Here is a 20,948-nt window from a genome sequence, read left to right as displayed (position 1 = left end):
GTACGGGGTCAGGCCTGCTGGTGCAGGGTGCGGGGGTCCACGGCGTGGGCGAACGGCAGGCCGTGCGCGTAGCGTTCGAGTTCGTCGACGGCGGCGTCCGCGAGCCGGTGGAGTTCGCCGCCCTGGGACCCGGCGATGTGCGGGGTGAGCAGGACGTTCGGCAGGTCGTAGAGGGGCGATTCGGCGGGCAGGACTTCCGGTTCCGTGTGGTCGAGCACGGCGTTGAGCCGTCCGGAGACCAGTTCCTTCACGAGTGCGTCGGTGTCCACCAGGGAGCCGCGCGCGGTGTTGACCAGCGTCGCCCCGTCCCGCATCAGGGCGAGCCGTCCGGCGTCGAACAGGTGCCGCGTCGCCGGGAGTTCGGGGGCGTGGATGCTGACGACGTCGCTCTCGGCCGCCAGGGCGTCGAGTTCGGCGCGCTCCACGCCCAGGGTCCGGGCGCCGGCTTCGTCCAGGTACGGGTCGTGGACCAGGACGCGCAGATCGTAGGGGCGCAGCAGTTCCACGACGCGGCGTCCGATGCGGGAGGCCCCGACGATGCCCACGGTGCGGCGGTAGTTGCCCACGCCGGGGAACCGTTCGAGGAGGTTCACCCGGGTGCGTGCCTCCCGGTAGACGCGGGCGCTCTCCAAGATGTGCTTGTTGGCGAAGAGGATCGCGGCGACCGTGTATTCGGCGACCGGGAAGGCGTTGGCCGTCGCCGCGGTGCTGACGGTGATGCCGCGGTCCCAGACGTCCTGGGTGATGTGGTGCTTGACGGAGCCGGCGGCGTGGATGACGGCGCGCAGCCGGGGCATGGCGCTCAGGGCGGCCGGGCCGAGCGGCGGGCAGCCCCAGCCGGTGAACAGCACCTCGGCCTCGTGGAGTCCGGTGCGCTGGGCGGGGTCGTCGGCGTCGAAGTCGGTGACGAGGAGGCCGGGGTCGAGGTCGGCGACGCGGGCGAGCCGGTCCAGGGCCTCGGGGGCCAGGATCGCCGCACGGGTCTCGCCGCTCATCGCCAGGACGGTGCGGGGACGGGTCCGCCGGTGCGGGGCGGGGTGGCTCACTTGACGGCTCCTGCGGTGAGGCCCGAGCGCCAGAAGCGCTGGAGGCAGAGGAAGGCGATGATCAGGGGGACGACGGCGACGAGGGAGCCGATGATGACCAGCGGGTAGAGCTCCGGCTGCTGGTAGACGTTCTGGTTCCACATGTAGAGGCCCAGGTTGACCGGGTAGAGCTGGTCGTCGTTGAGCATCATGAGCGCGCCGTAGAAGTTGTTCCAGCTCGCGGTGAAGGAGAACAGGAAGATGGTCACGAAGCCGGGCGCGAGCATCGGCAGGGCGACCTTCGTGAAGGTCCGCACCTCTCCCGCCCCGTCCATGCGGGCGGCTTCCAGGACCTCGCCCGGCACGTACCCCTCGGAGAAGACGCGGGCGAGGTAGACGCCGAACGGGTTGACGAGGCTGGGGACGAGGACGGCCCAGTAGGTGTTGACGAGGCCCAGTTCGGAGGCCATCAGGTAGAGCGGGAGCTGGACGACGGTGGAGGGGATGAGGACGCCGACGAGGACGACCCCGAACCACTTCTCCCGGCCGCGGAAGGCGTATTTGTCGAAGGCGTAGCCGCAGGCCACCGAGATGAGGGTGGAGAGCCCGGAGGCGACGACGGTGTACAGGAGGCTGTTGAGCAGCCAGCGGACGAACACCCCGTCGTTGTATTCGAGGAGGGCGGTCAGATTGGCCAGGAACCGGAAGTCGCCGAGGCTGAACGGGTTGGTGGCGAACAGGTCCCGGTAGCTCTTGGTGGAGGCGATGAGGAGCCAGGTCAGCGGCATCAGGGTGTAGACGGCGACGACGGCGAGCACGCCGTTGACCATGACGCGCGAGGTGAGGCTTCCGGTACGGGCCCGGCGGGCGGGCGGCCGTGGTGCGGTGCGGCGGTCGGCCCGGCCGCGCCGTGCGGTGGCGGCCGGTGCTTCGCGGTTGGCTGTCTGGATGCTCATGAGGCCTTCCACCGGTTGCCGAGCTTGGTGACGACGAAGGACAGCAGGCCGGCGAAGAGGGCGAGCAGGAGGGAGCTCGCGGCGGCCAGGCCGTAGTCGTGGCCCTTGAAGGCCGCGGTGTAGATGAACATGGTCGGCGACCAGTCCTCGCCCATGGTGTTGGCGCGGAGCTGTACGAGCTTGGGGGCGTCGAAGAGCTGGATGGCGCCGACGCAGGTGAAGAGCAGGGTCAGGACGACGGTCGGCCGGATCATGGGGATCTTGACCTGGAGGGCGGTGCGCAGGGCTCCGGCTCCGTCGACGGTCGCGGCTTCCAGGACCTCGCGGGGAACGGCCTGGAGCCCGGCGTAGAAGATGATCATGTTGTAGCCGGTCCACTGCCAGGCGGAGATGTTGACGACCGAGAAGATCGCCTCGTCCTGGCCGAAGAAGTTCCAGTTCGCGCCGAGGGCGTCGAGGGCGTCGGTGACCGGGCTGAGGCCGGGTGTGTAGAGGTAGAGCCAGATCAGCGAGGCGATCAGGCCGGGCACCGCGTGCGGCAGGAAGTAGGCGATCTGGAAGAAGCGCCGGGCCCGGGCCATGGTCGAGTCGACGAGCAGGGCCAGGATGAGCGCGCCGCCGACCATCGCGGGGATGTAGAGGGCGCAGTAGAGGGCGATGTTGCCGAACGAGCGGAGGAACGCCTCGTTGCCGAGGGCTTCGGTGAAGTTGCCGAACCCGGCGAAGACCCGCTCGGTTCCGCCGAAGCCGAGGCCGGAGGACTCCTCGCGGTAGAGGCTCATCCAGGCCGCGTAGATCATCGGCAGGACGGTGACGGCGATGAAGAGCGCGAAGAACGGCACCGTGAACAGGGCGAGGGCCCGGCGCTGTCCGCGTCGTGTGCCGGGGCCGCCCGGGGCGCCGGGCTTTCCCGGTCCGGCGGCTCGGGCGGATCCGGTGGGACCGGGGGGCGGCGGCGCGGGCTGGGATGCCGTGGTCCGGTCTGGCCGGGCGAGTGGGGCTGCCACCTGTTGCTCCTTCGGCGGGGGTGGGCGGGGTGAGGTGGTGGGGCTGCCCGGAACGGTCCGTCCCGGGCAGCCGCGCGACAGCTGGTCGCGCTCGCGCCTACTTGTCGAGCTTCAGACCGCGGTCGGTGACCGCGCTCTCACCCTTCGCCTGGCCGGAGGTCAGCATCTTCGTGTGGTCGCCGCCCGCGGCCATCTGCGCCGAGGTCACCTGCTGCTGCACCGGGCCCCAGGTCCAGCCGGGCACGATGGTGTCGGCGGCCTCGCCGGCCACGGCATAGACGTCCTGGTCGCCGAAGTAGGAGCTGTCGAACTGCTCGGCGGCCGCGGCGCGCATGCCCTCGTTGGCGGGCAGGGCGCTGCTGGGGGTCTTGAGGGAGCTGAGGCGGGCGGTCATGGCCTCCGGGTCGGTGGTGACCCACTTGATGAACTCGGCGGCGGCCTCGGTGTGTTCGCTGCCCTTGGGCACGATGTAGGAGGTCCCGCCGTACATGCCGGTGCTCGGCTTGCCGTCCCAGGTGGGCAGGGGGGCTATGCCCCACTTGCCCTTGGAGTCGGGGTAGCTGACGGGGAAGTTCCCGGCGCTCCAGGCGGCGCCGATGATGGTGGCCACCTTGCCGGTGGCGCGTTCCTTGTTCTCGCCCTCGCCCCAGAGCGGGGTCCTGGAGGCGAGACCGTCCGCGAGGAGGCCGTCCCAGTAAGCGGCGACCTTGCGGGAGGCCGGGTCGTCGATGTTCACCTTCCAGGCGTCGCCGCTGGTGCCGTACCACCGGGCGCCGGCCTGCCAGGCGAGGCCGGAGAGCAGGGCGGGGTCGCCGCCGCCGAAGTTGGTGATGGTGACATCCGGGTCGCCCTTATGGATCTTCTCGGCGGCCGTACGGTATTCGGCCCAGGTCGTCGGCACCTCGACGCCGTACTTCTTGAACAGGTCCTTGCGGTAGAAGAGCTGGATCGGCGTGACGTCGAACGGCACGGCCCAGGTGGAGCCGCCGAGGTTGACCAGGGACTGGACGGCTTCGGGGAACTCCTTCTTCACCAGCTCGCCGGAGCCGGCGGTGAGGTCCTCCAGGTTGCCCTCGCTGGCGTACTCGGGCAGGGCGGAGTAGTCCATGGTCGCCACGTCGGGGGCGTTGCCGCCCTTGACCGCGTTGGAGAGCTTGGTGACGCCCTCGGGCCCCGCGGGGACCATCGAGAACTTCACCTTGATGTCGGTGTGCGTCTTGTTGAACGCGTCGGCCGTTTCCTTGGCGCCCGCGGTGGCCGACCAGAAGGTGAGGGTGACGGGCTTGCCGTCCCCGGGGCCCGAGGCGTCCGATCCCGATCCGCCGCAGGCGGTGACGAGCAGGGCGAGTGAAGCGGCGGAAGCCGCCAGGGCGAGGCGGGACGTGCGGGCGATACAGGGCATGGGCCGGCTCCTACGAGACCTCGAACTGCGGGAGATGAGGTGAACGGCACACATCATTTTGCGCAGAACCGATCGCCGTCAAGAGCAAATGACCAAATCAATCGAATCGATCACGAGCGGGGTCACCACCCCTCCGTGCGGCCCGCCGGACCCGGGAACGCGAAAAGCCGTGCCCGCGGGGCCGGTTGGCCCGGGGCACGGCTCGTGGCGCGGCTCTCGCCGGTCAGGGAGCGGCGGCGGCCGCCCCGCAGGAGACCCGAACCCGCAGGGCGGGCAGGATGTCCAGGTGCCGTCGGGCGAAGGAACTCCCGCCCGCCGCACCCGCGTCCGCGTCCGTCGCGCCGGGTTCGGCCACGCCGAGCCTGGACAGCAGGAGGCGGGCGGCGGCGGCCCCCACGGCGTGCTTGTCCGGGGCCACGGCGGTGAGCGGCAGATCGGCGAGCGAGGCGACCTCGTCGTCGTACGCGATCACCGCGAGGTCCTCGGGCACCCGCACCCCCCGGGCCTGGAGCCGGGGGATGAGGACGATCGCGTCCGCGTCGCTGTGCACGATCGCGGCGGTCACATCGCCGCTCGCCACGCCCTCGCAGAGATACTCCAGCGTCCGCTCGAAACGATCGGCCTCCGACCGCGACGGGGCGTCGTCCAGCGGCGAAGCCGATACCGGGGTCAGCCCCAGGGCCTCCACGGCGGCCCGGTATCCGACCCGGAGCCGGGGAGCGGTCGGGCTGTCCTGCACAGCGAGCGCGATCGCCCGGTGCCCGAGCCCGGCCAGGTGCGCCACCGCTTCGGCGGCGCCGTGCGCATGGTCCGAGCGCACCCGGTCCAGGCGCGCCGCCGGATGGCCGAGGGGCGCCGAGCGTTCCACCAGGACGACCGGGGTGTCCTGCTCGACCGTCCACAGCCCTTCGCCCTGCTCAGGGCAGCCGCGCTCCCAGCTAGGCGTGAGCAGCAGCCCGTCCGCGCCGGTGGACAGCAGCCGGCGGGCCTGGGCGGCGTCCTCGCCGGGGAGGTAGCGGGAGAGCCCGATCGTCAGCCGGGCGCCCGCGGCCTCGACCGTCCGCCGGGCGCCGCGCACGACGTCCGCGTAGTAGTACTCGGTGGTCGGCACCACCATGCCCACCACCAGCCCTTCGGCGGGGGGCGCGGCGGCGGGGGCGGGCCGGGACTGCCCGGCGGGCCACACCACCGCGCCGTGCAGCCGCTCCACCAGCCCCTGGGCGGCCAGCGCCTCGACGTCCCGGCGCAGGGTGACGGCGGACATGCCGAGTTCCTCGGCGAGTTCGGCGACGCGCAGGCTGCCGCGCTCGCGGACGAGTTCGAGCACCCGCTCGTGGCGCTGATCGACGTGCAGTCGCATGGATCCCCCTGGACTCGGAGACGGCTGGGCCCCGGCCCGACGGTGTCCCGGCGGCGGAAGCGCGTGGGTTCCGGCTCCCGGGCGGCCGCCGTCCGGCCTGCCCCAACCATATCGATCACATGCGCTCGAAACGATCCGAGCAGGGTTTTGCCCCGGTGCGACGGGCGCGCGCCGGTTCGCACCCGGCAGCGACATACACGCCCCGAGAAGCGATCGATACGATCAATTCGGCCAAAGTCATTGAGCGAGTCGCCCGGCGGCTGCTAGAAAGTGCCCGCCCGCTCAGAACAGTCGGATCCCGGGATCAGTTCAACGCCCCCGCGCGCCGGGTTCCCGCCGGAGACACCTCACCGATCCGGAGCTCTCCCATGACGTCTGCCTGGTCCCGCCGTATCTTCCTGGCCACCTCCGCGGCGCTCACCGCCGCCGGTGGCGGCGCGCTGCTGCTCGCAACACCCGGCGCCGCCGCGTCCGCCGCGTCCGCCGCCGAGGACGACCCGTACGCCGCGCTCCGCACCACCTGGAGCGCGCTGATCCTCGGCGAGGGGTTCAGCCCGACCGCCGAGCCGTTCAGGAGTCGGCTGGCCGACCTCGGCGCGAAGGCCTCGCAGTGGCTGGAGACGATGGCCCCGGCGGAGGGCTCGCTCTGGCCCGACGCCGTCTTCGCGGATCCGGACCCGGACACGGACGCCGAGTCGTACGTCTTCTCGGGGCGGATGGCCGACAGTTTCGTCCGCCTGAACACCATGGCCCAGGCCTACCGCCAGCAGGGCACCGGACTGACCGGGAACACCGGACTGCGCGATGCCGTGCTCACCGGCCTGGAGCACCTCAACACCCAGGTCTACAACGACGGGCAGGCCCGGTACGGCAATTGGTACAGCTGGCAGATCGGCGCGCCGCAGGCCCTGCTGGACGTGTGCGTGCTGATGTACGACGTGATCGCCCCGGAGCGGCTCGCGCGCTACTGCGCCGCCGTCGACCACTTCGTACCGGACTCCGCCGTCGCCTCGTACACCGGGACCAGCACCGGGGCGAACCGGGTCGACCTGTGCCGGGTGCTGGCCCTGCGCGGGGTCGTCGGAGGGAGCCCGGCGAAGATCGCGCTGGCCCGGGACGCCCTCTCCCCCGTCTTCCCGCTGGTGGCCAAGGGCGACGGGCTGTACGCCGACGGCTCGTTCATCCAGCACACCACCGTGCCGTACACCGGCAGCTACGGATCGGTGATGCTCGGCGGGCTCGGGCTGCTGTTCGCGCTGCTGAAGGGGACCACGTGGGAGGTCACCGACCCGAAGCGGCAGGTGGTGTTCGACGCGGTGGAGAACGCCTGGGCGCCGTTCCTCTTCAACGGACTCGTCATGGACTCCGTGGCGGGGCGCGCGATCAGCCGGGGCGAGGTCGACGACCACCGGCGCGGGCACCCCATCCTCGCCTCCGTCGTGCTGCTCGGGCGCGGCGCGTCGGACGCCGAGAACGCGCGGTGGCGGGCGCTCGTCAAGGGCTGGGCGCAGCGCGACTACTACAGCCCGCCGCTGAGCAACCCCTCGCTCGGGCTCACCGCGCTGGCCCGGATCAAGAGCGTCCTGGACGACACCTCGCTCACCCCGGTCCCCGAGCCGGACGGCCACCGGCTGTTCCCCGACATGGCGCGGGCCACACACCGCCGCCCCGGCTGGGCGGCGTCGCTGAGCATGGCCGACCGGCGGATCACCTATTACGAGGTCGGCAACGGCGAGAACCTGCGCGGCTGGCACACCGGTTCGGGGATGCTCTACTGGTGGGGCGACACCTTCGCCAACGGCCAGTACAGCGACGCCTTCTGGCCCACCGTCGATCCGTACCGGCTGCCCGGCACCACGGCCTCGCGCAAGGTGCTCGCCGACGGGGCGGGCGGCGACTGGGGCGTCGCGCTCCCCGATGTGAACTGGGTCGGCGGGGTCACCGACAAGAAGCGCGCCGCCGTGGGGCAGTACCTCAAGGGTCTGTCCAGCACGCTGATGGCGAAGAAGTCGTGGTTCTTCCTCGACGACACCGTGGTGTGCCTGGGCGCGGGCATCCACGGCCGCGACGGCGCGGCCGTGGAGACCACGGTCGACAACCGGAACCTGGGGCCGACGGGCAACGCCCCGTTCACCGTGGACGGTTCGGCGAAACCGGTCACCGCTCCTTGGTCGGCGACGCTGTCCGGCGCGTCCTGGGCGCACCTGGCCGGGCACGGCGGTTACGTCTTCCCGGGCGGGGCCACCGTAAAGGCGCTGCGGGAGAACCGGACCGGCCGCTGGCGCGACATCAACGCCGCAGGCTCCACGGATCCGGTCTCCCGGAAGTACCTCACCCTCTGGTTCGACCACGGCCAGGACCCGACGGACGCCACGTACGCGTACCAGCTGCTGCCCGGCGCGTCCGAGCAGCGCACGGCGGAGCGGGCGGCGGACGGCGGCTGGCTGCGGGTGCTCGCCAACACGGACGATCAGCAGGGGGTCTCGGTGGCCTCGCTCGGGCTGACCGCCGTCAACTTCTGGTTCGGCGGCAGCGTCGGGCCGCTGGTGGCGGACGCCCCGTGCTCCGTGATGGTCACCGAGCACACGGACGGTACGGCGACGGTGTGTGTGAGCGATCCGATGCGGATGCGCACGAGCCTGACCCTCACCTGGAACCGTGCCGTCGCCGCGGTCGTGTCGAAGCCGGCGACGGTGACATCGGCGACGACGGGGTCCTCGCTGCGCCTGGTCTTCGGCGACCTGTCCGGGACGCGCGGGGCGACGCAGACGATCAAGGTGCGGCTGTCCTGAGCCGCGTCGGCGCCGGTGTTCAGGCGGCCGGCGGGTTCAGGTGCTCCTCGATCCAGCGGACGCCGAAGTCCACGGCCGGTCCGGCGTCGAACAGACAGCTCCGGGCCGCGCCGACGAACCCCTCGCGTCCGATGCCGGCGGCGAGCATGCTCCCGACGATCACCGCGAAGGGGTCCTGTCCCTCGGGCACGACCGGGGAGTAGTCGAACGCGCCGTGCTCGGAGTCGATGTCCCGGAAGGTGCGCCAGATCCGCTCGCCCTCCACCCGGACGGGCTGTTCGTACGTCACGAACCGTTTGCCGGGGGCCTGGGCGAGCGCCTCGGCGTGGTGCAGCAGCGTCATCGTCTCCCGGGGCGCGCCGAGGAGCAGCACCCGGCCGCCGAGGGCGACCAGCCGGGCCAGCGGGCTGCCGGGACCGTGCGGGTCGTCCCAGGGGTGGGCCTCGGTCAGCGCGGCGGCCGAGAGGCCGAGCGCCGCGAGGCTCACATCGGGGTGGCGGCTGCGCAGGGCGCCCGGCCGGTGGCGCAGGGCCTCCGGGAGCCGGCCGTTGGCGTGCTCGGCCTCGCTCAGTTCCGGGTCGTAGGCGGGGTGGTGGGCGCGCAGGGCCTGCTGCCAGGCGTGGGGCCAGGTGGTGAAGTCGTAGGGCGGGGCGTCGTTCCAGCCGCAGGTGACCATCAGGGTGCCGGCCGGTCCCACCACGTCCAGCAGGGCGTCGATGACCGTGCCGGGGCCGCCGGGGACGTAACCGATCGCGGACAGCCGCGTATGGAACATCACGGTGTCGCCCGGGGCGAGGCCGAGTCCGGTCAGGTCGTCCCGGATCCGGTCCCGGGTCACCGGGCCGTCGGAGCGTCGCAGCAGTTCCGTCTCGTCCATGCCTCACCACCCTAGGCCCCGGCGGGAAACTCGCCTGCCCGGGCGGGCGCGGGCCCGTCATACTGTCGGCCGGCACACGGACTGGGGAACCTCATCATGACGAACGACGACCGGATCGGGCCTCCCCTGCTGGGGAGCGAGCGCGAGACGCTGCGGGCCTTTCTCGACTACCACCGGGAGACCCTGGCCATGAAGTGCGCGGGGCTGGACGACGAGGAGTTGCGCGAGCGGTCGATGCCACCGTCCACCTTGTCGCTGCTGGCTCTGGTGCGGCATCTGGCGGAGGTGGAACGCACCTGGTTCCGGCGGGTGTTCGAGGACGGGTCGGCTCCGATGGTGTGGTCGGAGAAGCTCTTCGACTTCCAGGCGGCGTACGACGCGAGCGCCTCGACCCGGGCCGAGGCGTTCGCCGCCTGGGAGGCCGAGGTGGAGACCTCGCGCCGGATCGAGCGGGAGGCGGCCTCGCTGGATCTGGTGGGGTATCAGCCGCGGTGGGAGAAGGAGGTCTCGCTGCGGATGGTCATGGTGCACGTCCTGCTGGAGTACGGCCGCCACAACGGTCACGCGGACCTGCTGCGGGAAGGGGTGGACGGGACGGTGGGTGCGTGAGACCGCGCCGGGCGGCCGGTCCCGTACGCCCTACGGCGGCGGTGGGCGCGGTTGTACGCCCGTCGGTGGCGGCGGGCGCGCTCGTAGACTCGGCTCCATGACTCAGCAGCCGACAGCTCCCGCCCTGGTCTCCGTGTTCGCGCCCGGCGGCACCCTGCGTGCCTCGATCAACCTGGGCAATCCGATCCTGGCCCACCGGGATCCGGCGAGCGGCGAGGTGGCCGGGGTCTCCGTCGACCTGGCCCGGGAGTTCGGGCGGCGGCTCGGGGTCCCCGTCGAGCTGGTGGCCTTCGAGAGGGCCGCGCTGTCGGTCGACGCGGTGCGGGCCGAGCGGGCGGACATCGGGTTCTTCGCGGTCGACCCCGCCCGGGGCGAGGGGCTGCGGTTCACCGCCCCCTATGTCCTCATCGAGGGCAGCTATCTGGTGCCGGACCGGTCCGAGGTGTCCGAGAACGACCAGGTGGACGCCGAGGGCACCCGGATCTCGGTCGGGGCCGGGTCGGCGTACGACCTCTTCCTCACCCGTGAGATCCGCCGGGCCGAGGTCGTCCGGCTGGAGGGCGCCCCGCGCGCGCTCGCGGCCCTGCGGGCGGGCGAGGTCGATGTGGCCGCCGGGATCCGGCAGTTGCTGGAGGCCGAGGCGGCCCGGGCCGCGGGCGTACGGGTGCTGCCGGGGCGGTTCATGGTGATCCGGCAGGCCATGGGGGTGCCGTCCGGGCGAGGTGCGGCGGCGCAGGAGCTGCTGGCCTCGTTCGTGGAGGAGATGAAGGCGGCCGGCTTCGTCGCCGACGCCCTGAAGCGTCACGGCGTCGAGGGCGCGTCCGTGGCGCCCGCGGCCTGAACCTCCGCCGAACACCCGGGGTGTTCACGGCGTTCGGGTTCAGGGCGTGACGATGGGGAAGCTGGCGTCGGGTGCGTCGAGTACGGACATCAGCCGCACCAGCGCGCCGGCGTCCCCGTCCCGTTCGACGGCGTCGGGCAGGCTGCCCGTGGCGAGCAGGCCGAGCAGCTGCGCCTTGGTGAGGGTCAGGCTGAGGTCGGCGGTGGTGTCCTTGGGGTCCTCGTAGTGGATGAGGACCCCGTTGGAGAGGACCGTCCGGTGGGTCTCGGCGACGTCGGTGATCCGCCAGAGGATGCTGAGCTCCTCCGCCCAGGCCCGGGGGCCGTTGACGCGGATCGCGAGGGAGTCGAAGGCCTGGGTGACGCTGAGCGCGGAGGCCATGCTCGCGGCCAGGGCGATGGCGGTCTCGGCGATCGGGTTGCGCAGCTCGTGCGCTCCCTGGAGGTAGAAGTTGCGCCAGGTCGCGTTCTCGGCGCCGTGGCCGAGCCGGGTGAGGATGCCGGCCAGAGCCTCCTTGGCGTCCTGGTTCTCCGGGTCGGCGAAGACGAGGTGGGAGGCGAGTTCGGCGGCGAAGCGCAGGTCCCCCTCGTCGGCGAAGAGCCGGATCTGTTCGAGGGCCCGGCGGGCTCCGCCGAGCGCCCGGACGTAGCGCTGTCCCTGGGCCTGCGGCGGGTGCTGCCACAGATGGGCCGGATTGCCGTCGAACCAGCCCATGTAGCGCTGGTAGATCGCCTTCACGTTGTGGGAGACCGAGCCGTAGTAGCCGCGCACGTGCCAGGCGGCCTCGAGCGCGGGCGGGATCTCGATCTCCTCGGCGATCTCGCTGCCGGTGAGGCCGGTGTTCATCATCCGCAGGGTCTGATCGTGCAGGTAGCCGTACATGTCCCGCTGCTGCGAGAGGAACGTGAGGATCCGCTCGCGGCCCCAGACCGGCCAGTGGTGCGAGGCGAAGACGACGTCGGCCTCGTCGGTGTAGAGCTCGATGGCCTCGTTGATGTAGCGGGACCAGGCACGGGCGTCGCGGACCTGGGCACCGCGCAGGGTCAGCAGGTTGTGGAGTGTGTGGCAGGTGTTCTCCGCCATGCACAGGGCCCGGCGTTCGGGCAGGAAGAAGTTCATCTCGGCCGGGGCCTCGGTGCCGGGGGTCATCTGGAAGACGAACCGGACGCCGTCCAGCACCTCCTCCTGGCCGGTGGCGGTGATCTCCAGCGTCGGCGGGATCAGACCGACCGATCCGGCCGAACCTGCCATGCCGAGGCCGGTGTTGACCTGGCCCTCCGGGCCGACCGGGATGCCGTAGCCGCCGAAGTACATACCGCGTCGCACCATGGCGGTGCCCGCGTACACGTTCTCCGAGACCGCGTGCTCCATGAAGTGCTCGGGGGCGATGACCGGCGTGCCGTCGTCCGGCTCGATGATGCCCATCACGCCGCCGAAGTGGTCGAAGTGCGGGTGGGTGTAGACGACGGCGGTGACCGGGCGCGGGCCGCGTTCGGAGCGGTAGAGGGCGAGGGCGGCCGCGGCGACCTCGGCGGAGATCAAGGGGTCGACGACCACGACGCCCTGCTGCCCTTCGACGAACGTGATGTTGGACAGGTCGAGCCCGCGGACCTGGTGGACGCCTTCGGTCACCTCGTAGAGGCCCTGCCGGGCGCAGAGGGCCGCCTGTCGCCACAGTGCGGGGTGGACCGTCGGGGCGGGGTCGCCCTCCAGGAGGAAGGCGTAGGCGTCGCTGTCCCACACGACGCGGCCCGAGGCGTCCTTCACCACGCCCGGCCGGAGTGCGGCGATGAATCCCCGGTCCGCGTCCTGGGCGTCCGGCCCGTCGTCCGCGATGTCGTGCGACGGCTGATCGTTCTTCCGCACAGTGCCTCCAGGTCGGCCGGTTCCCCCGTGCGTGACGCACACGCCAGGTCCATTGACGTACGGCCGGGGCGGGCCGTGCAGCGGAGAGCGGGCCGAACGGGTGACGGAGGAGGTCGGGGCCGTACCGGACCGCCTCAGTCGCGGTGGCCCTCGCGCTCGGCGTGCCGTCCGGTCTGTACGCCGGGTACTACGGCGGCCGGTTCGACTCGGTGGCCAACTGGGGCGTCGACCTCGTCATGGCGCTGCCCGCCATGGTGGTGCTGCTCGCCTCCAGGGCCGTCCTCGGCCCCAACGGCTGGGTGCTGATGATCGTGCTCGCCGCGCCGAGCTTCTTCCGCCTGGTACGCGACATCGTCGCGGGCGTCCGCAAGGAGCTGTACGTGGACGCCGCCAAGGTCTCCGGGCTGTCAGACACCCGGAACGGGGCCCTGGTCCTGTTGGCGGGCGCGGTGCGCGACGTGCTGGAGGAGCACGGCGGAGGTGCAGGACGGCGGACGCGGTGCGCGCCGTACGCACGCGCGTCGTACGAAGGGGGCGCCGGTTCCGTCGGCCCCGGCGGAGATCGTCGGTCTGGTCGGCGAGTCGGCAGCCAGCTCATGGAGCCGATCCGGCAGGTGCTGGGCCTCTCCCGCAAGGAGGCCGCCGCCCGCGCGCTGGATCTGCTGCGGCTGGTGGAGATCCCCGAGCCGGAACGGGCGATGCGGCTGTATCCGCACGAGATATCCGGCGGCATGGCCCAGCGGGTCCTGATCGCCGGGGCGATGTCCTGCGACCCGGAACTCCTCATCGCCGACGAGCCGACCACCGCTCTGGACGTCCTGGTCCAGGCGGAGATCCTGGATCTGCTGCGCCGGCTCCAGCGCGACCGGGGGCTCGGGGTCCTCGTGGTCACCCACAACCTCGGTGTCGTCGCGGATCTCTGCGACCGGGTCGCGGTGATGAGCGACGGCCGGATCGTGGAGACCGGCACCGCCGAACAGATCGTCCATTCCCCCCGGGCCCCCTACACCCGGTCCCTGCTCGGCGCGGTCCTCGACGACGCGCCGGCCCGGGAGCCGTGGCAGCCGCGCGAGGCGAGGAGCACCACCGTATGACCAGCACCGTGGTCGGCGACATCGCCGACGAGGGGCCCGACGGCCTGCCGGACGCGCTGCTGCGCCTCCGCGACCTGCGCGTCTCCTATCCCGGCCGGGGCCGCCGCGCGCCGAGATCCTCAAGGGGGTGTCCCTCGACATCCGGCCGGGCGAGACCCTCGGTCTGGTGGGCGAGTCGGGTCCCGGCAAGACGACGATCGGCCGGGCGGTCCTCGGGCTCGCGCCCGGGCGGTCGGGCGGCATCACCTTCGCGGGCGAGCGCATCGAGCGGGCCGGGGCCGCACGCCGACGGGCACTCAGCCGCGACCTCCAGGTCGTCTTCCAGGACCCGTACACCTCGCTCAACCCGTCCCGTACGGTCGGGGACACCCTCGGCGAACCGCTGCTGGGCCGGGGCACCGGGGCGAAGGAGGCGCGCGCCCGGATCACCGAACTCCTCGACCGGGTGCGGCTGCCGGCCGACTCGGCGGACCGGCTGCCCCGGGAGTTCTCCGGCGGGCAGCGCCAACGCGTCGCCATCGCCCGGGCGTTGGCGCTGCGGCCCCGGCTGGTGATCTGCGACGAGCCGGTGTCCACGCTGGACCTCACCACCCAGCGGACGGTGCTCGAACTGCTTCTGGAGATCCAGGAGGAGACCGGCGTCGCCTATCTCTTCGTCACGCACGACCTGGCGGTGGTCCGCTTCATGAGCCACCGGGTGGCGGTCATCCGGGGCGGCGAACTCGTCGAGACGGGCGACGCCCGGCGCGTCACCTCCGAGCCCCGGCATCCCTATACCCGGGCGCTGATGCTCGCCGCACCTGTCGCGGACGTCGCGGAGCAGCGCCGGCGGAGGGAGGCGACCCGGGCACAGGCACCCGCCTGACCGACCGTCAGCGGCGGCGGGTCAGAACGCGGGTGGTGCTGCCGTCGTCCTCCACGACGTCCCTCACGTACTCGAAGCCGATCCGGTCCAGCAGCCGCAGCGAAGCCTCGTTCGCGGCGGCGACGGTGGCGTGGACCTCGGTCAGCCCGAGGGTGCCGAAGCCGTGGGCGACGACGGCCTGTGCCAGTTCGGTCCCCAGGCCGCACCCCCACGCCGTCGGAGCCAGGGCGTAGATGATCTCGTGGCCGTCGACGTCGTCGGTCCGCTTGATCTCGGCGTGCCCGACCAGGAGTCCGTCGCGGCGGACGGCCCAGACGGCGAACAGGTCCTGGGCGTAGACCTTGGTGAAGACCCGCCCGAACAGGGCCCGGTCCTCCGCCTCGGTGGAAGGGCCGTCGCCCATCCACCGGGACACCTCGGTGTCCTGGAACAGGGCGACGAAGTCCTCTTCGTCCTCGGGGACGTACGGCTCCAGCAGGAGTCTCTCGGTGCGCAGCGTCGGGGTCACGGCGCGCGACGCTACCCGGGCCACGACCGCGCGGGCAATCGGCTTTTCCCGTAATCCGGTCAGGAGGGCCGGGAATCGGGTGCCGGGTCCTCGCGCAGCAGCCGCAGGGCCTTCTCCCGCAGCCGCTGCCGGTGCTCGGGGTCGGTGGCCCGGTCGGCGGCGCGGCCCAGTTCCTCGGCGCGTTCGCGGGTGCGTCGGGCTCGCTCCACCGGACTGTCGTACAGGTTCATGGGGTGTCCTCCGTCGTGGGTCCTCCGTCGGCAACCGGTGTCGTGTGCGCGACCGGAGCCCCAGCGTCACCGGAGTCGGTCCGCACCGCATCTCGTGCGGTCACGTTCGGTGACGACGAAGGAGGCGGGGTGCGGGAGGGGCGGCGACGGACGGGCCGTCGTGACAGGCGTCCTGAGCGCGCCCGTCAGTCGGCGGTGTGGTCCGGATGTCCTTCGGTCCGCCGGTCCGCCTTCATCTCGGCCTCGTAGAGATGGTCCCGGCCCTCGGCGAGCTCCTGTCTGATCTGCTGTTCGATCGTCCGGAACACGTCGTAGTAGGTGGCGTTGTACTCCTCGACGATCTGGAACGTCCAGTGTCCGGGGATGACGTTGCGGCCGATGATCTCGCGTTCGACCTGATCGGCCCGGTCTCCGTGCCCGGCGGCACGGAGCAGTCGCACGGCGTCGTCGAGGGCGAGATCGGCGCTTCCGGTGAGCTGGTGGAAGTCGTAGAGGGCGCCGCGCGCACGCTCGGCGGTCTCCAGCGCCTTCGACAGGGCCCCGAGCGCCTCCACGGTCGTATCGGTGACGCCCTCGGGTCGCTGGTGCCGCGGATCGGGCGGCCGAGCTCCGGGCTTCATAGGGCTCCTCTCCCTCCTGTCCGCGTGGGCGGCCGTGCGTAACCCACCTTGCTGCGGCGGGCTGCGCCGCACCCGCCGAGCAGGTCCGGAACGAGTAATCACCGACCGCGACATTCCCTAAACTGCTGCATCTTCGCCTATCAGGCGCTCTACAAGGTTGTTTACTGTACGATCCCTACCTATGGGGAATGACGAGCGGGAGCTCTACTCGGTCGGCGAAGTGGCCGAGTTGCTGGGACTGCATGTGCGGACCGTCCGGAACTATGTCCGCGAGGGCCGGCTCAAGGCCGTCCGGATCGGCAAGCAGTACCGGATCAGCAAGGAGGACTTCGCGGCTCTGACCGGCCGGCCGGTCGATGGCACCGCCGGCCACCCGGCCGACGGCACGGCCCCGGAACCGGCACCCGAGCCGGGACACGTCGAGGTGTCGAGCATCGTGCAGATCGACGCGCTCGGCCCGGACGCCGCGCACCGGCTCAGCACGTTCATCACGGCGAGCACACAGTCCGCGCGGGACACATCGGATCCCCTGCGCGTCCAGACGGTCTACGACAAGGAGCGAACCCGGATGAAGATCGTCATTCTCGGCGGCGCGGCCGCCACCGCCGATCTGCTGCACATGATCGACGGCCTCCTCGGCCCGGACAACGGCCTGTTCACCTCCACGGGCGGGCAGGGGGCGGACCGTGCCTGACATCGTCGAGCACCACGGCGTCCCGGTCCTGGAGTGCGATGCCGACGGGGAGACCGTCGCCGACGTCCAGGGCGCTCTGGACCATCTGATCGGTGCCGCGTTCCAGCGCGCGGAGGTGGTCGCCGTGCCGTCCACGCGGCTGGACGACAGCTTCTTCGACCTGAGCACCGGCTTCGCCGGAGAGGTCCTGCAGAAGTTCGCGAACTACCGGCTGCGGCTGGTCGTCGTCGGGGACATCAGCCGTCATCTGGCGGCCAGTTCGGCCCTTCCCCATCTCGTCCGCGAGGCCAACCGCGGCCGGGACATCTGGTTCGTCCCGGATCTGGACGCGCTCGCCGACCGGCTGGCTCCGAACGGGGCGGGCCGGGGCGGCGCGTGAGCCGATGACGCGGGCGGGCGACGGACAGCCCGTCGCCCGCCATGGAGGAGAGACGGCTGGGAAGCCGCCCGCCCCGAGGGCGTCAGCCCTCGTCGCCTCCCGCGTCCTCGTCGCCCTCCTCGTCCTCGAAGGCGTCGCCGATCTCGTCGACGACCTCGGCGGCGACCATGCCGCCGACGACACCGACCGCCACGCCCGCGGCGACCCCGGCCACCACCGCGCCCGTGCCGGGGCCCGAGCGGTGCTGGTCACCGTGGTGTTCTCCGTACGAGGAGGGCGTGCCGTACGGGGACGGCGCGCCGTGCCCCGCGTGGCCGGCGATGACCTCCTTCAGCCAGGCATCGACCCGGGCGTTCCACTCGGTCTGCGGAACCGCGTGGTGGGAGGTGGTGAAGCGGTGGATCGTGTCGTGGCCCTCGGAGAAGAGTCCGGCGCGCTTGTCCGCCTCGATCACGACCTCCAGACCGCCCGGCGCGGCGAGGAAGGTCACCTCGATCTCGTTGACGGCGTGCGCGTGGCCGGCCGGCGGGAGGATCTCGATCTCCTGGTAGCAGGGCAGCTGCTGACCGGTCCCCCGGATGTGCCCGAGCTCCAGGTCCGCGGATCGGAACGCGTAGCCGAGCTGCCCGAAGGCCTCCAGGACCGCTTCCTGCGCGGGCAGCGGCCCCACCGCGAGCGGGTCGAGGTCGCCCTTGTCGCGGGCGCCCGCGATCTCCAGCTCCGTCCGGATGCCGAGCACCGGGCCCAGCGGCTGGCCGTGGAGCTCGGTGATCGGCGTCTCCCACGGCAGGGTGAGGCTGAACGGCACGGTGTGGTCGGCCTCCTCCGCCAGCCGGAAGCCGCCGCCGACGGTGAACCGTTCGAGGACGACGGTGCCCTCGTGCTCCTCCTCCTGGTCCTCCCGCTCGACCCTGGCGACGAGGAGCAGAGAGATCCGGTCGACCGAGACGTCCGTTCCGCCGCCGCGCAGACGGACCTCTCCGGAGAGGAGGCCGCCGGGCAGCGCCGGGCCGGGCTCCAGAACGGTGTCGACCGAGGGTCCGCCGACCCCGAGGGCTCCGAGCAACTTCTTGAACACCATGTGCGGCGTCCGCTCCTTCTGTTGAGACCACCTCACCGGGGCGGAACGCCCCGGGAAGTAAAGGATTTCCCAAGCTCACGAGCGCTACGCACGGTTTTGGCCATCCAGATCAAGGGCGGCCTTTCCCGGCCGGTACTCCGTGTGACACTCGCCACTCCCCTTTGCTTTGCGTTCCCTTTACTATCTATCAGGCGGGTTCACACCCGTCCCTCACGTCGATCCCGACGACCCGAACAGAGAAGGAGCTGCGGCACCGCAATGGGTGAGCCTCCCAGTACGAACCGTGTCATCCCCGATCCCGCGCGCCAGGGGACGGAGGTGACACGGTGAGCGAAGTGATCCTGCTCCTCCTCGCCCTCGCGCTGACACTGGCCTGTGCGGTGTTCGTCGCGGCCGAGTTCTCGCTGACGACCATCGAGCGCAGCGAACTCGAACGCGCCGCGCAGGCCGGAGAGCGCGGTGCCGAGAGCGCGCTCAAGGCCGCCAAGCGGCTCACCTTCCAGCTCTCCGGCGCACAGCTCGGCATCACCGTGACCTCCCTGGTCATCGGCATGCTCGCCGAACCGTCCCTGGCAGTGCTGCTGCGCGGTCCGCTGGAGGGCGCCGGGCTGCCGACCGGCGCCGTGTCCACGGTCGCCACCCTGCTCGGCGTGGCCGCCTCCACCGTGGTCCTCATGGTCATCGGTGAGCTGGTCCCGAAGAACTGGGCGATCTCCAGCCCGCTCACGGTCGCCAAGGTCGTCTCGACCCCGCAGCGGGCGTTCACGGCGGCTTTCGCCCCGCTGATCCGGCACCTCAACAACACCGCGAACCGCGCCGTGCGGCGGCTTGGCCTGGAGCCGGCCGAGGAGCTGGCCTCCGCCCGTACGCCGGACGAGCTGATCGCGCTCGCCCAGCACTCCGCCCGTGAGGGCGCCATCGAGCAGGATTCGGCCGAGCTGTTCGTCCGCACCCTGCATCTGGCGGAGCTGTCCGCCGAGAACGTGATGACGCCCCGTGTCGACGTCCGGGCGCTGGAGGCGCACGCCACCGCCGCCGACGCCGCCAACCTCACGCTGGCCACCGGTCTGTCCCGCTTCCCGGTCTACCGCGACAGCCTGGACGAGGTCATCGGCACCGTCCACATCCGCGACGTCCTCGCCCTGGACGAGACCGAGCGGTCCCGGACCCCGGTCACGGCGCTGGCCACCGAGCCGCTCCTCGTCCCCGACTCGCTGCCGGTGGACCGGCTGCTCGCGCAGCTGCGCAAGCACCGGACCATGGCGGTGGTCATCGACGAGTACGGCGGTACGGCGGGCGTCGCCACCGTCGAGGACATCGTCGAGGAGGTCGTCGGCGAGGTCCGCGACGAACACGACCCCCATGAGCGCCCCGACCTCGCACCGGCCGAGCCGCTCGGCGACGGGCGCCCGGTCTGGGCGGCCGAGGGAAGCATCCGGCTCGACCAGCTCGACCGGATCGGCTTCCGCGCGCCGGAAGGCCCGTACGAGACGCTCGCCGGTCTGCTCGCCAACCAGCTGGCCCGCATCCCGGTCCGCACCGACCGGGTGGAGGTCGACGGCTGGCAGTTCGACGTGCTCGACATCGAGCACCACCGGGCCGACCGGGTCCGGATCACCGCGCCCGCAGCGGCGCCCGCCCTCGTGGAGGAGGACGCCCGATGACCGCCATCCAGCTCGCCATCGGCGCGCTCACCCTCCTGACCAACGCGTTCTTCGTGGGCGCCGAGTTCGCCCTGATCTCGGTCCGCCGCAGCCAGATCGAGCCGCAGGCCCGGCAGGGCAGCCGACGCGCCAAGAGCACCCTGTGGGGCCTCGAACACCTGTCGGCCGCCATGGCCACCGCGCAGCTCGGCATCACCATCTCCTCGCTGGTGCTGGGCGCCGTCGCGGAACCGGCCATCGCGCATCTACTGGAGCCGCCGTTCGACGCGATCGGCGTGCCGGAGGCGCTGGTCCACCCGATCGCCTTCGTGATCGCGCTGACGCTGGCGACGTATCTGCACATGCTCATCGGCGAGATGATCCCGAAGAACATCGCGCTGGCCGCCCCGGTCGCCACCGCGCTGGCGCTGGGTCCGTCCCTGGTGGGTCTGACACGGACGCTGCGTCCGGTCATCTTCGGCATCAACGCCTTCGCCAACATGCTGCTGCGGCTGCTCAAGGTCGATCCCAAGGACGAGGTCGCCTCGGTGTTCACCGACGACGAGCTCGTACGGCTGGTGAAGGACTCCAGCGACGCCGGGCTGCTCGCCCCGGCCGACGGTGAGCGGCTGCGGGACGCCCTGGAGCTCGGGACCCGGCCGGTCGGCGAGGTGATGGTCCCGCTGAACCGGACCGTCACCGTCGACCTGGGCATCACCCCGCAGGGCCTGGAGCGGGCCGCGGTCGCCTCGGGCTTCTCCCGGCTGCCGGTCACCGGACCCGACGACGAGCTGCTGGGCTACTTCCACATCAAGGACGCCCTCGGTGTCGCCGAGCGCACCAAGGCGCTGCCCACGAGCTCCCTCCACCCCGTCATCCGGGTCGAGATCGACACCCCGCTCGACGACGCCCTCACCACGATGCGCGCCGCCGGTACCCATCTCGCGGCGGTCGCCGGGGACAAGGGCACGGTCATCGGCTTCGTGACGATGGAGGACGTGCTGGACGAGTTGGTGGGGGCCGCCGCGGTCTGACCGGCGCGGCGGTGCACACCGCCGGGTGAAACGGAAGGAGAGGCGGCCCGTCGTACGACGGGCCG

18 protein-coding genes and 2 pseudogenes are annotated in these 20,948 nt (G+C 71.8%); 9 read left to right on the top strand and 11 right to left on the bottom strand.

From position 1 onward, the window contains the following. Positions 1-8 precede the first annotated feature (8 nt). The 5 genes from ACSMXR_RS35605 to ACSMXR_RS35585 form a co-directional block, all read right to left on the bottom strand. Positions 9-1,046, bottom strand: a complete 1,038-nt coding sequence (locus tag ACSMXR_RS35605) for a hydroxyacid dehydrogenase (protein ID WP_381908630.1) — start codon at positions 1,044-1,046, stop codon at positions 9-11. Further along, a complete protein-coding gene (locus tag ACSMXR_RS35600; RefSeq protein ID WP_218527249.1) occupies positions 1,043-1,981 on the bottom strand; it encodes a carbohydrate ABC transporter permease in 939 nt (312 codons plus the stop codon). The genes ACSMXR_RS35605 and ACSMXR_RS35600 overlap by 4 nt, the downstream gene beginning before the upstream one ends. Beyond that, on the bottom strand, positions 1,978-2,988 hold the full coding sequence (locus tag ACSMXR_RS35595; protein WP_170994596.1) for a carbohydrate ABC transporter permease: 1,011 nt from the start codon (positions 2,986-2,988) through the stop codon (positions 1,978-1,980). Before ACSMXR_RS35595 ends, ACSMXR_RS35600 begins: the two co-directional genes overlap by 4 nt. Positions 2,989-3,085: 97 nt before the next feature. Beyond that, the gene (locus tag ACSMXR_RS35590) at positions 3,086-4,390 is read right to left on the bottom strand and encodes an ABC transporter substrate-binding protein (RefSeq protein ID WP_376189029.1); all 1,305 of its coding nucleotides are present in this window, start codon (positions 4,388-4,390) and stop codon (positions 3,086-3,088) included. A gap of 223 nt (positions 4,391-4,613) precedes the next feature. Then, positions 4,614-5,750, bottom strand: coding sequence for a substrate-binding domain-containing protein (locus ACSMXR_RS35585; protein ID WP_381908632.1), 1,137 nt, complete (start codon positions 5,748-5,750; stop codon positions 4,614-4,616). Positions 5,751-6,118: 368 nt separating this feature from the next. On the opposite strand from ACSMXR_RS35585, the gene ACSMXR_RS35580 reads away from it, so the two are divergent. Beyond that, positions 6,119-8,542: a polysaccharide lyase 8 family protein gene (locus tag ACSMXR_RS35580; protein WP_473170826.1), complete on the top strand. Its 2,424-nt coding sequence runs from the start codon at positions 6,119-6,121 to the stop codon at positions 8,540-8,542. 19 nt (positions 8,543-8,561) lie between these two features. Here the strand turns inward: ACSMXR_RS35580 and aac(3) are convergent, their stop codons facing one another. Continuing rightward, positions 8,562-9,419: an aminoglycoside 3-N-acetyltransferase gene (gene aac(3), locus ACSMXR_RS35575; RefSeq protein ID WP_473170825.1), complete on the bottom strand. Its 858-nt coding sequence runs from the start codon at positions 9,417-9,419 to the stop codon at positions 8,562-8,564. A gap of 96 nt (positions 9,420-9,515) precedes the next feature. Here aac(3) and ACSMXR_RS35570 point away from each other — a divergent pair, with 96 nt between their 5' ends. Continuing rightward, positions 9,516-10,028, top strand: coding sequence for a DinB family protein (locus ACSMXR_RS35570; protein ID WP_473170824.1), 513 nt, complete (start codon positions 9,516-9,518; stop codon positions 10,026-10,028). A gap of 97 nt (positions 10,029-10,125) precedes the next feature. Beyond that, positions 10,126-10,869 (top strand): transporter substrate-binding domain-containing protein, encoded by a 744-nt coding sequence (locus tag ACSMXR_RS35565; protein ID WP_376189032.1) that lies wholly within the window; start codon positions 10,126-10,128, stop codon positions 10,867-10,869. Positions 10,870-10,908: 39 nt separating this feature from the next. Here the strand turns inward: ACSMXR_RS35565 and ACSMXR_RS35560 are convergent, their stop codons facing one another. Beyond that, on the bottom strand, positions 10,909-12,735 hold the full coding sequence (locus ACSMXR_RS35560; protein ID WP_473170823.1) for an alkyl/aryl-sulfatase: 1,827 nt from the start codon (positions 12,733-12,735) through the stop codon (positions 10,909-10,911). A gap of 134 nt (positions 12,736-12,869) precedes the next feature. Between ACSMXR_RS35560 and ACSMXR_RS35555 the strand changes: the two are divergent. Then, a pseudogene (locus ACSMXR_RS35555) lies at positions 12,870-13,829 on the top strand (ATP-binding cassette domain-containing protein); the annotation flags it as partial. Next, a pseudogene (locus ACSMXR_RS35550) lies at positions 13,826-14,694 on the top strand (ATP-binding cassette domain-containing protein). The pseudogenes ACSMXR_RS35555 and ACSMXR_RS35550, both read left to right, overlap by 4 nt. Before the next feature lie 7 nt (positions 14,695-14,701). On the opposite strand, the gene ACSMXR_RS35545 reads toward ACSMXR_RS35550, so the two are convergent. The 3 genes from ACSMXR_RS35545 to ACSMXR_RS35535 form a co-directional block, all read right to left on the bottom strand. After that, a complete protein-coding gene (locus ACSMXR_RS35545) occupies positions 14,702-15,202 on the bottom strand; it encodes a GNAT family N-acetyltransferase (protein WP_473170822.1) in 501 nt (166 codons plus the stop codon). A gap of 59 nt (positions 15,203-15,261) precedes the next feature. Then, the gene (locus tag ACSMXR_RS35540; protein WP_167396280.1) at positions 15,262-15,432 is read right to left on the bottom strand and encodes a DUF6381 family protein; all 171 of its coding nucleotides are present in this window, start codon (positions 15,430-15,432) and stop codon (positions 15,262-15,264) included. Between the two features lie 185 nt (positions 15,433-15,617). Next, positions 15,618-16,052, bottom strand: a complete 435-nt coding sequence (locus tag ACSMXR_RS35535; RefSeq protein WP_381792400.1) for a hypothetical protein — start codon at positions 16,050-16,052, stop codon at positions 15,618-15,620. Between the two features lie 181 nt (positions 16,053-16,233). Here ACSMXR_RS35535 and ACSMXR_RS35530 point away from each other — a divergent pair, with 181 nt between their 5' ends. Beyond that, positions 16,234-16,746: a helix-turn-helix domain-containing protein gene (locus ACSMXR_RS35530; protein WP_473170821.1), complete on the top strand. Its 513-nt coding sequence runs from the start codon at positions 16,234-16,236 to the stop codon at positions 16,744-16,746. Beyond that, on the top strand, positions 16,739-17,125 hold the full coding sequence (locus tag ACSMXR_RS35525) for a DUF4180 domain-containing protein (RefSeq protein WP_473170820.1): 387 nt from the start codon (positions 16,739-16,741) through the stop codon (positions 17,123-17,125). The genes ACSMXR_RS35530 and ACSMXR_RS35525 overlap by 8 nt, the downstream gene beginning before the upstream one ends. A gap of 82 nt (positions 17,126-17,207) precedes the next feature. Here ACSMXR_RS35525 and ACSMXR_RS35520 read toward each other — a convergent pair whose 3' ends face one another. Continuing rightward, complete coding sequence (locus tag ACSMXR_RS35520) at positions 17,208-18,206, bottom strand: sporulation protein (RefSeq protein ID WP_473170819.1); 999 nt, start codon at positions 18,204-18,206, stop codon at positions 17,208-17,210. A 326-nt stretch (positions 18,207-18,532) separates the two neighbouring features. On the opposite strand from ACSMXR_RS35520, the gene ACSMXR_RS35515 reads away from it, so the two are divergent. Both ACSMXR_RS35515 and ACSMXR_RS35510 read left to right on the top strand, forming a co-directional pair. Continuing rightward, a complete protein-coding gene (locus ACSMXR_RS35515) occupies positions 18,533-19,870 on the top strand; it encodes a hemolysin family protein (protein ID WP_137233135.1) in 1,338 nt (445 codons plus the stop codon). Next, complete coding sequence (locus ACSMXR_RS35510) at positions 19,867-20,883, top strand: hemolysin family protein (RefSeq protein WP_137233136.1); 1,017 nt, start codon at positions 19,867-19,869, stop codon at positions 20,881-20,883. Before ACSMXR_RS35515 ends, ACSMXR_RS35510 begins: the two co-directional genes overlap by 4 nt. Positions 20,884-20,948 lie beyond the last annotated feature (65 nt).

This window comes from Streptomyces sp. DSM 106670 (genome assembly GCF_055792845.1).
The sequence above is the reverse complement of the archived record's forward strand: the minus strand, read 5'-3'. Positions and strand labels throughout refer to the sequence as shown.

What these genes read in the sequence shown, in the direction of transcription:
- ACSMXR_RS35600 (WP_218527249.1), bottom strand. Translation starts at nt 1,981, where the DNA reads ATGAGCATCCAGACAGCCAACCGCGAAGCACCGGCCGCCACCGCACGG.
- ACSMXR_RS35590 (WP_376189029.1), bottom strand. Translation starts at nt 4,390, where the DNA reads ATGCCCTGTATCGCCCGCACGTCCCGCCTCGCCCTGGCGGCTTCCGCC.
- ACSMXR_RS35585 (WP_381908632.1), bottom strand. Translation starts at nt 5,750, where the DNA reads ATGCGACTGCACGTCGATCAGCGCCACGAGCGGGTGCTCGAACTCGTC.
- ACSMXR_RS35580 (WP_473170826.1), top strand. Translation starts at nt 6,119, where the DNA reads ATGACGTCTGCCTGGTCCCGCCGTATCTTCCTGGCCACCTCCGCGGCG.
- ACSMXR_RS35570 (WP_473170824.1), top strand. Translation starts at nt 9,516, where the DNA reads ATGACGAACGACGACCGGATCGGGCCTCCCCTGCTGGGGAGCGAGCGC.
- ACSMXR_RS35565 (WP_376189032.1), top strand. Translation starts at nt 10,126, where the DNA reads ATGACTCAGCAGCCGACAGCTCCCGCCCTGGTCTCCGTGTTCGCGCCC.
- ACSMXR_RS35540 (WP_167396280.1), bottom strand. Translation starts at nt 15,432, where the DNA reads ATGAACCTGTACGACAGTCCGGTGGAGCGAGCCCGACGCACCCGCGAA.
- ACSMXR_RS35535 (WP_381792400.1), bottom strand. Translation starts at nt 16,052, where the DNA reads ATGAAGCCCGGAGCTCGGCCGCCCGATCCGCGGCACCAGCGACCCGAG.
- ACSMXR_RS35530 (WP_473170821.1), top strand. Translation starts at nt 16,234, where the DNA reads ATGGGGAATGACGAGCGGGAGCTCTACTCGGTCGGCGAAGTGGCCGAG.
- ACSMXR_RS35520 (WP_473170819.1), bottom strand. Translation starts at nt 18,206, where the DNA reads ATGGTGTTCAAGAAGTTGCTCGGAGCCCTCGGGGTCGGCGGACCCTCG.
- ACSMXR_RS35510 (WP_137233136.1), top strand. Translation starts at nt 19,867, where the DNA reads ATGACCGCCATCCAGCTCGCCATCGGCGCGCTCACCCTCCTGACCAAC.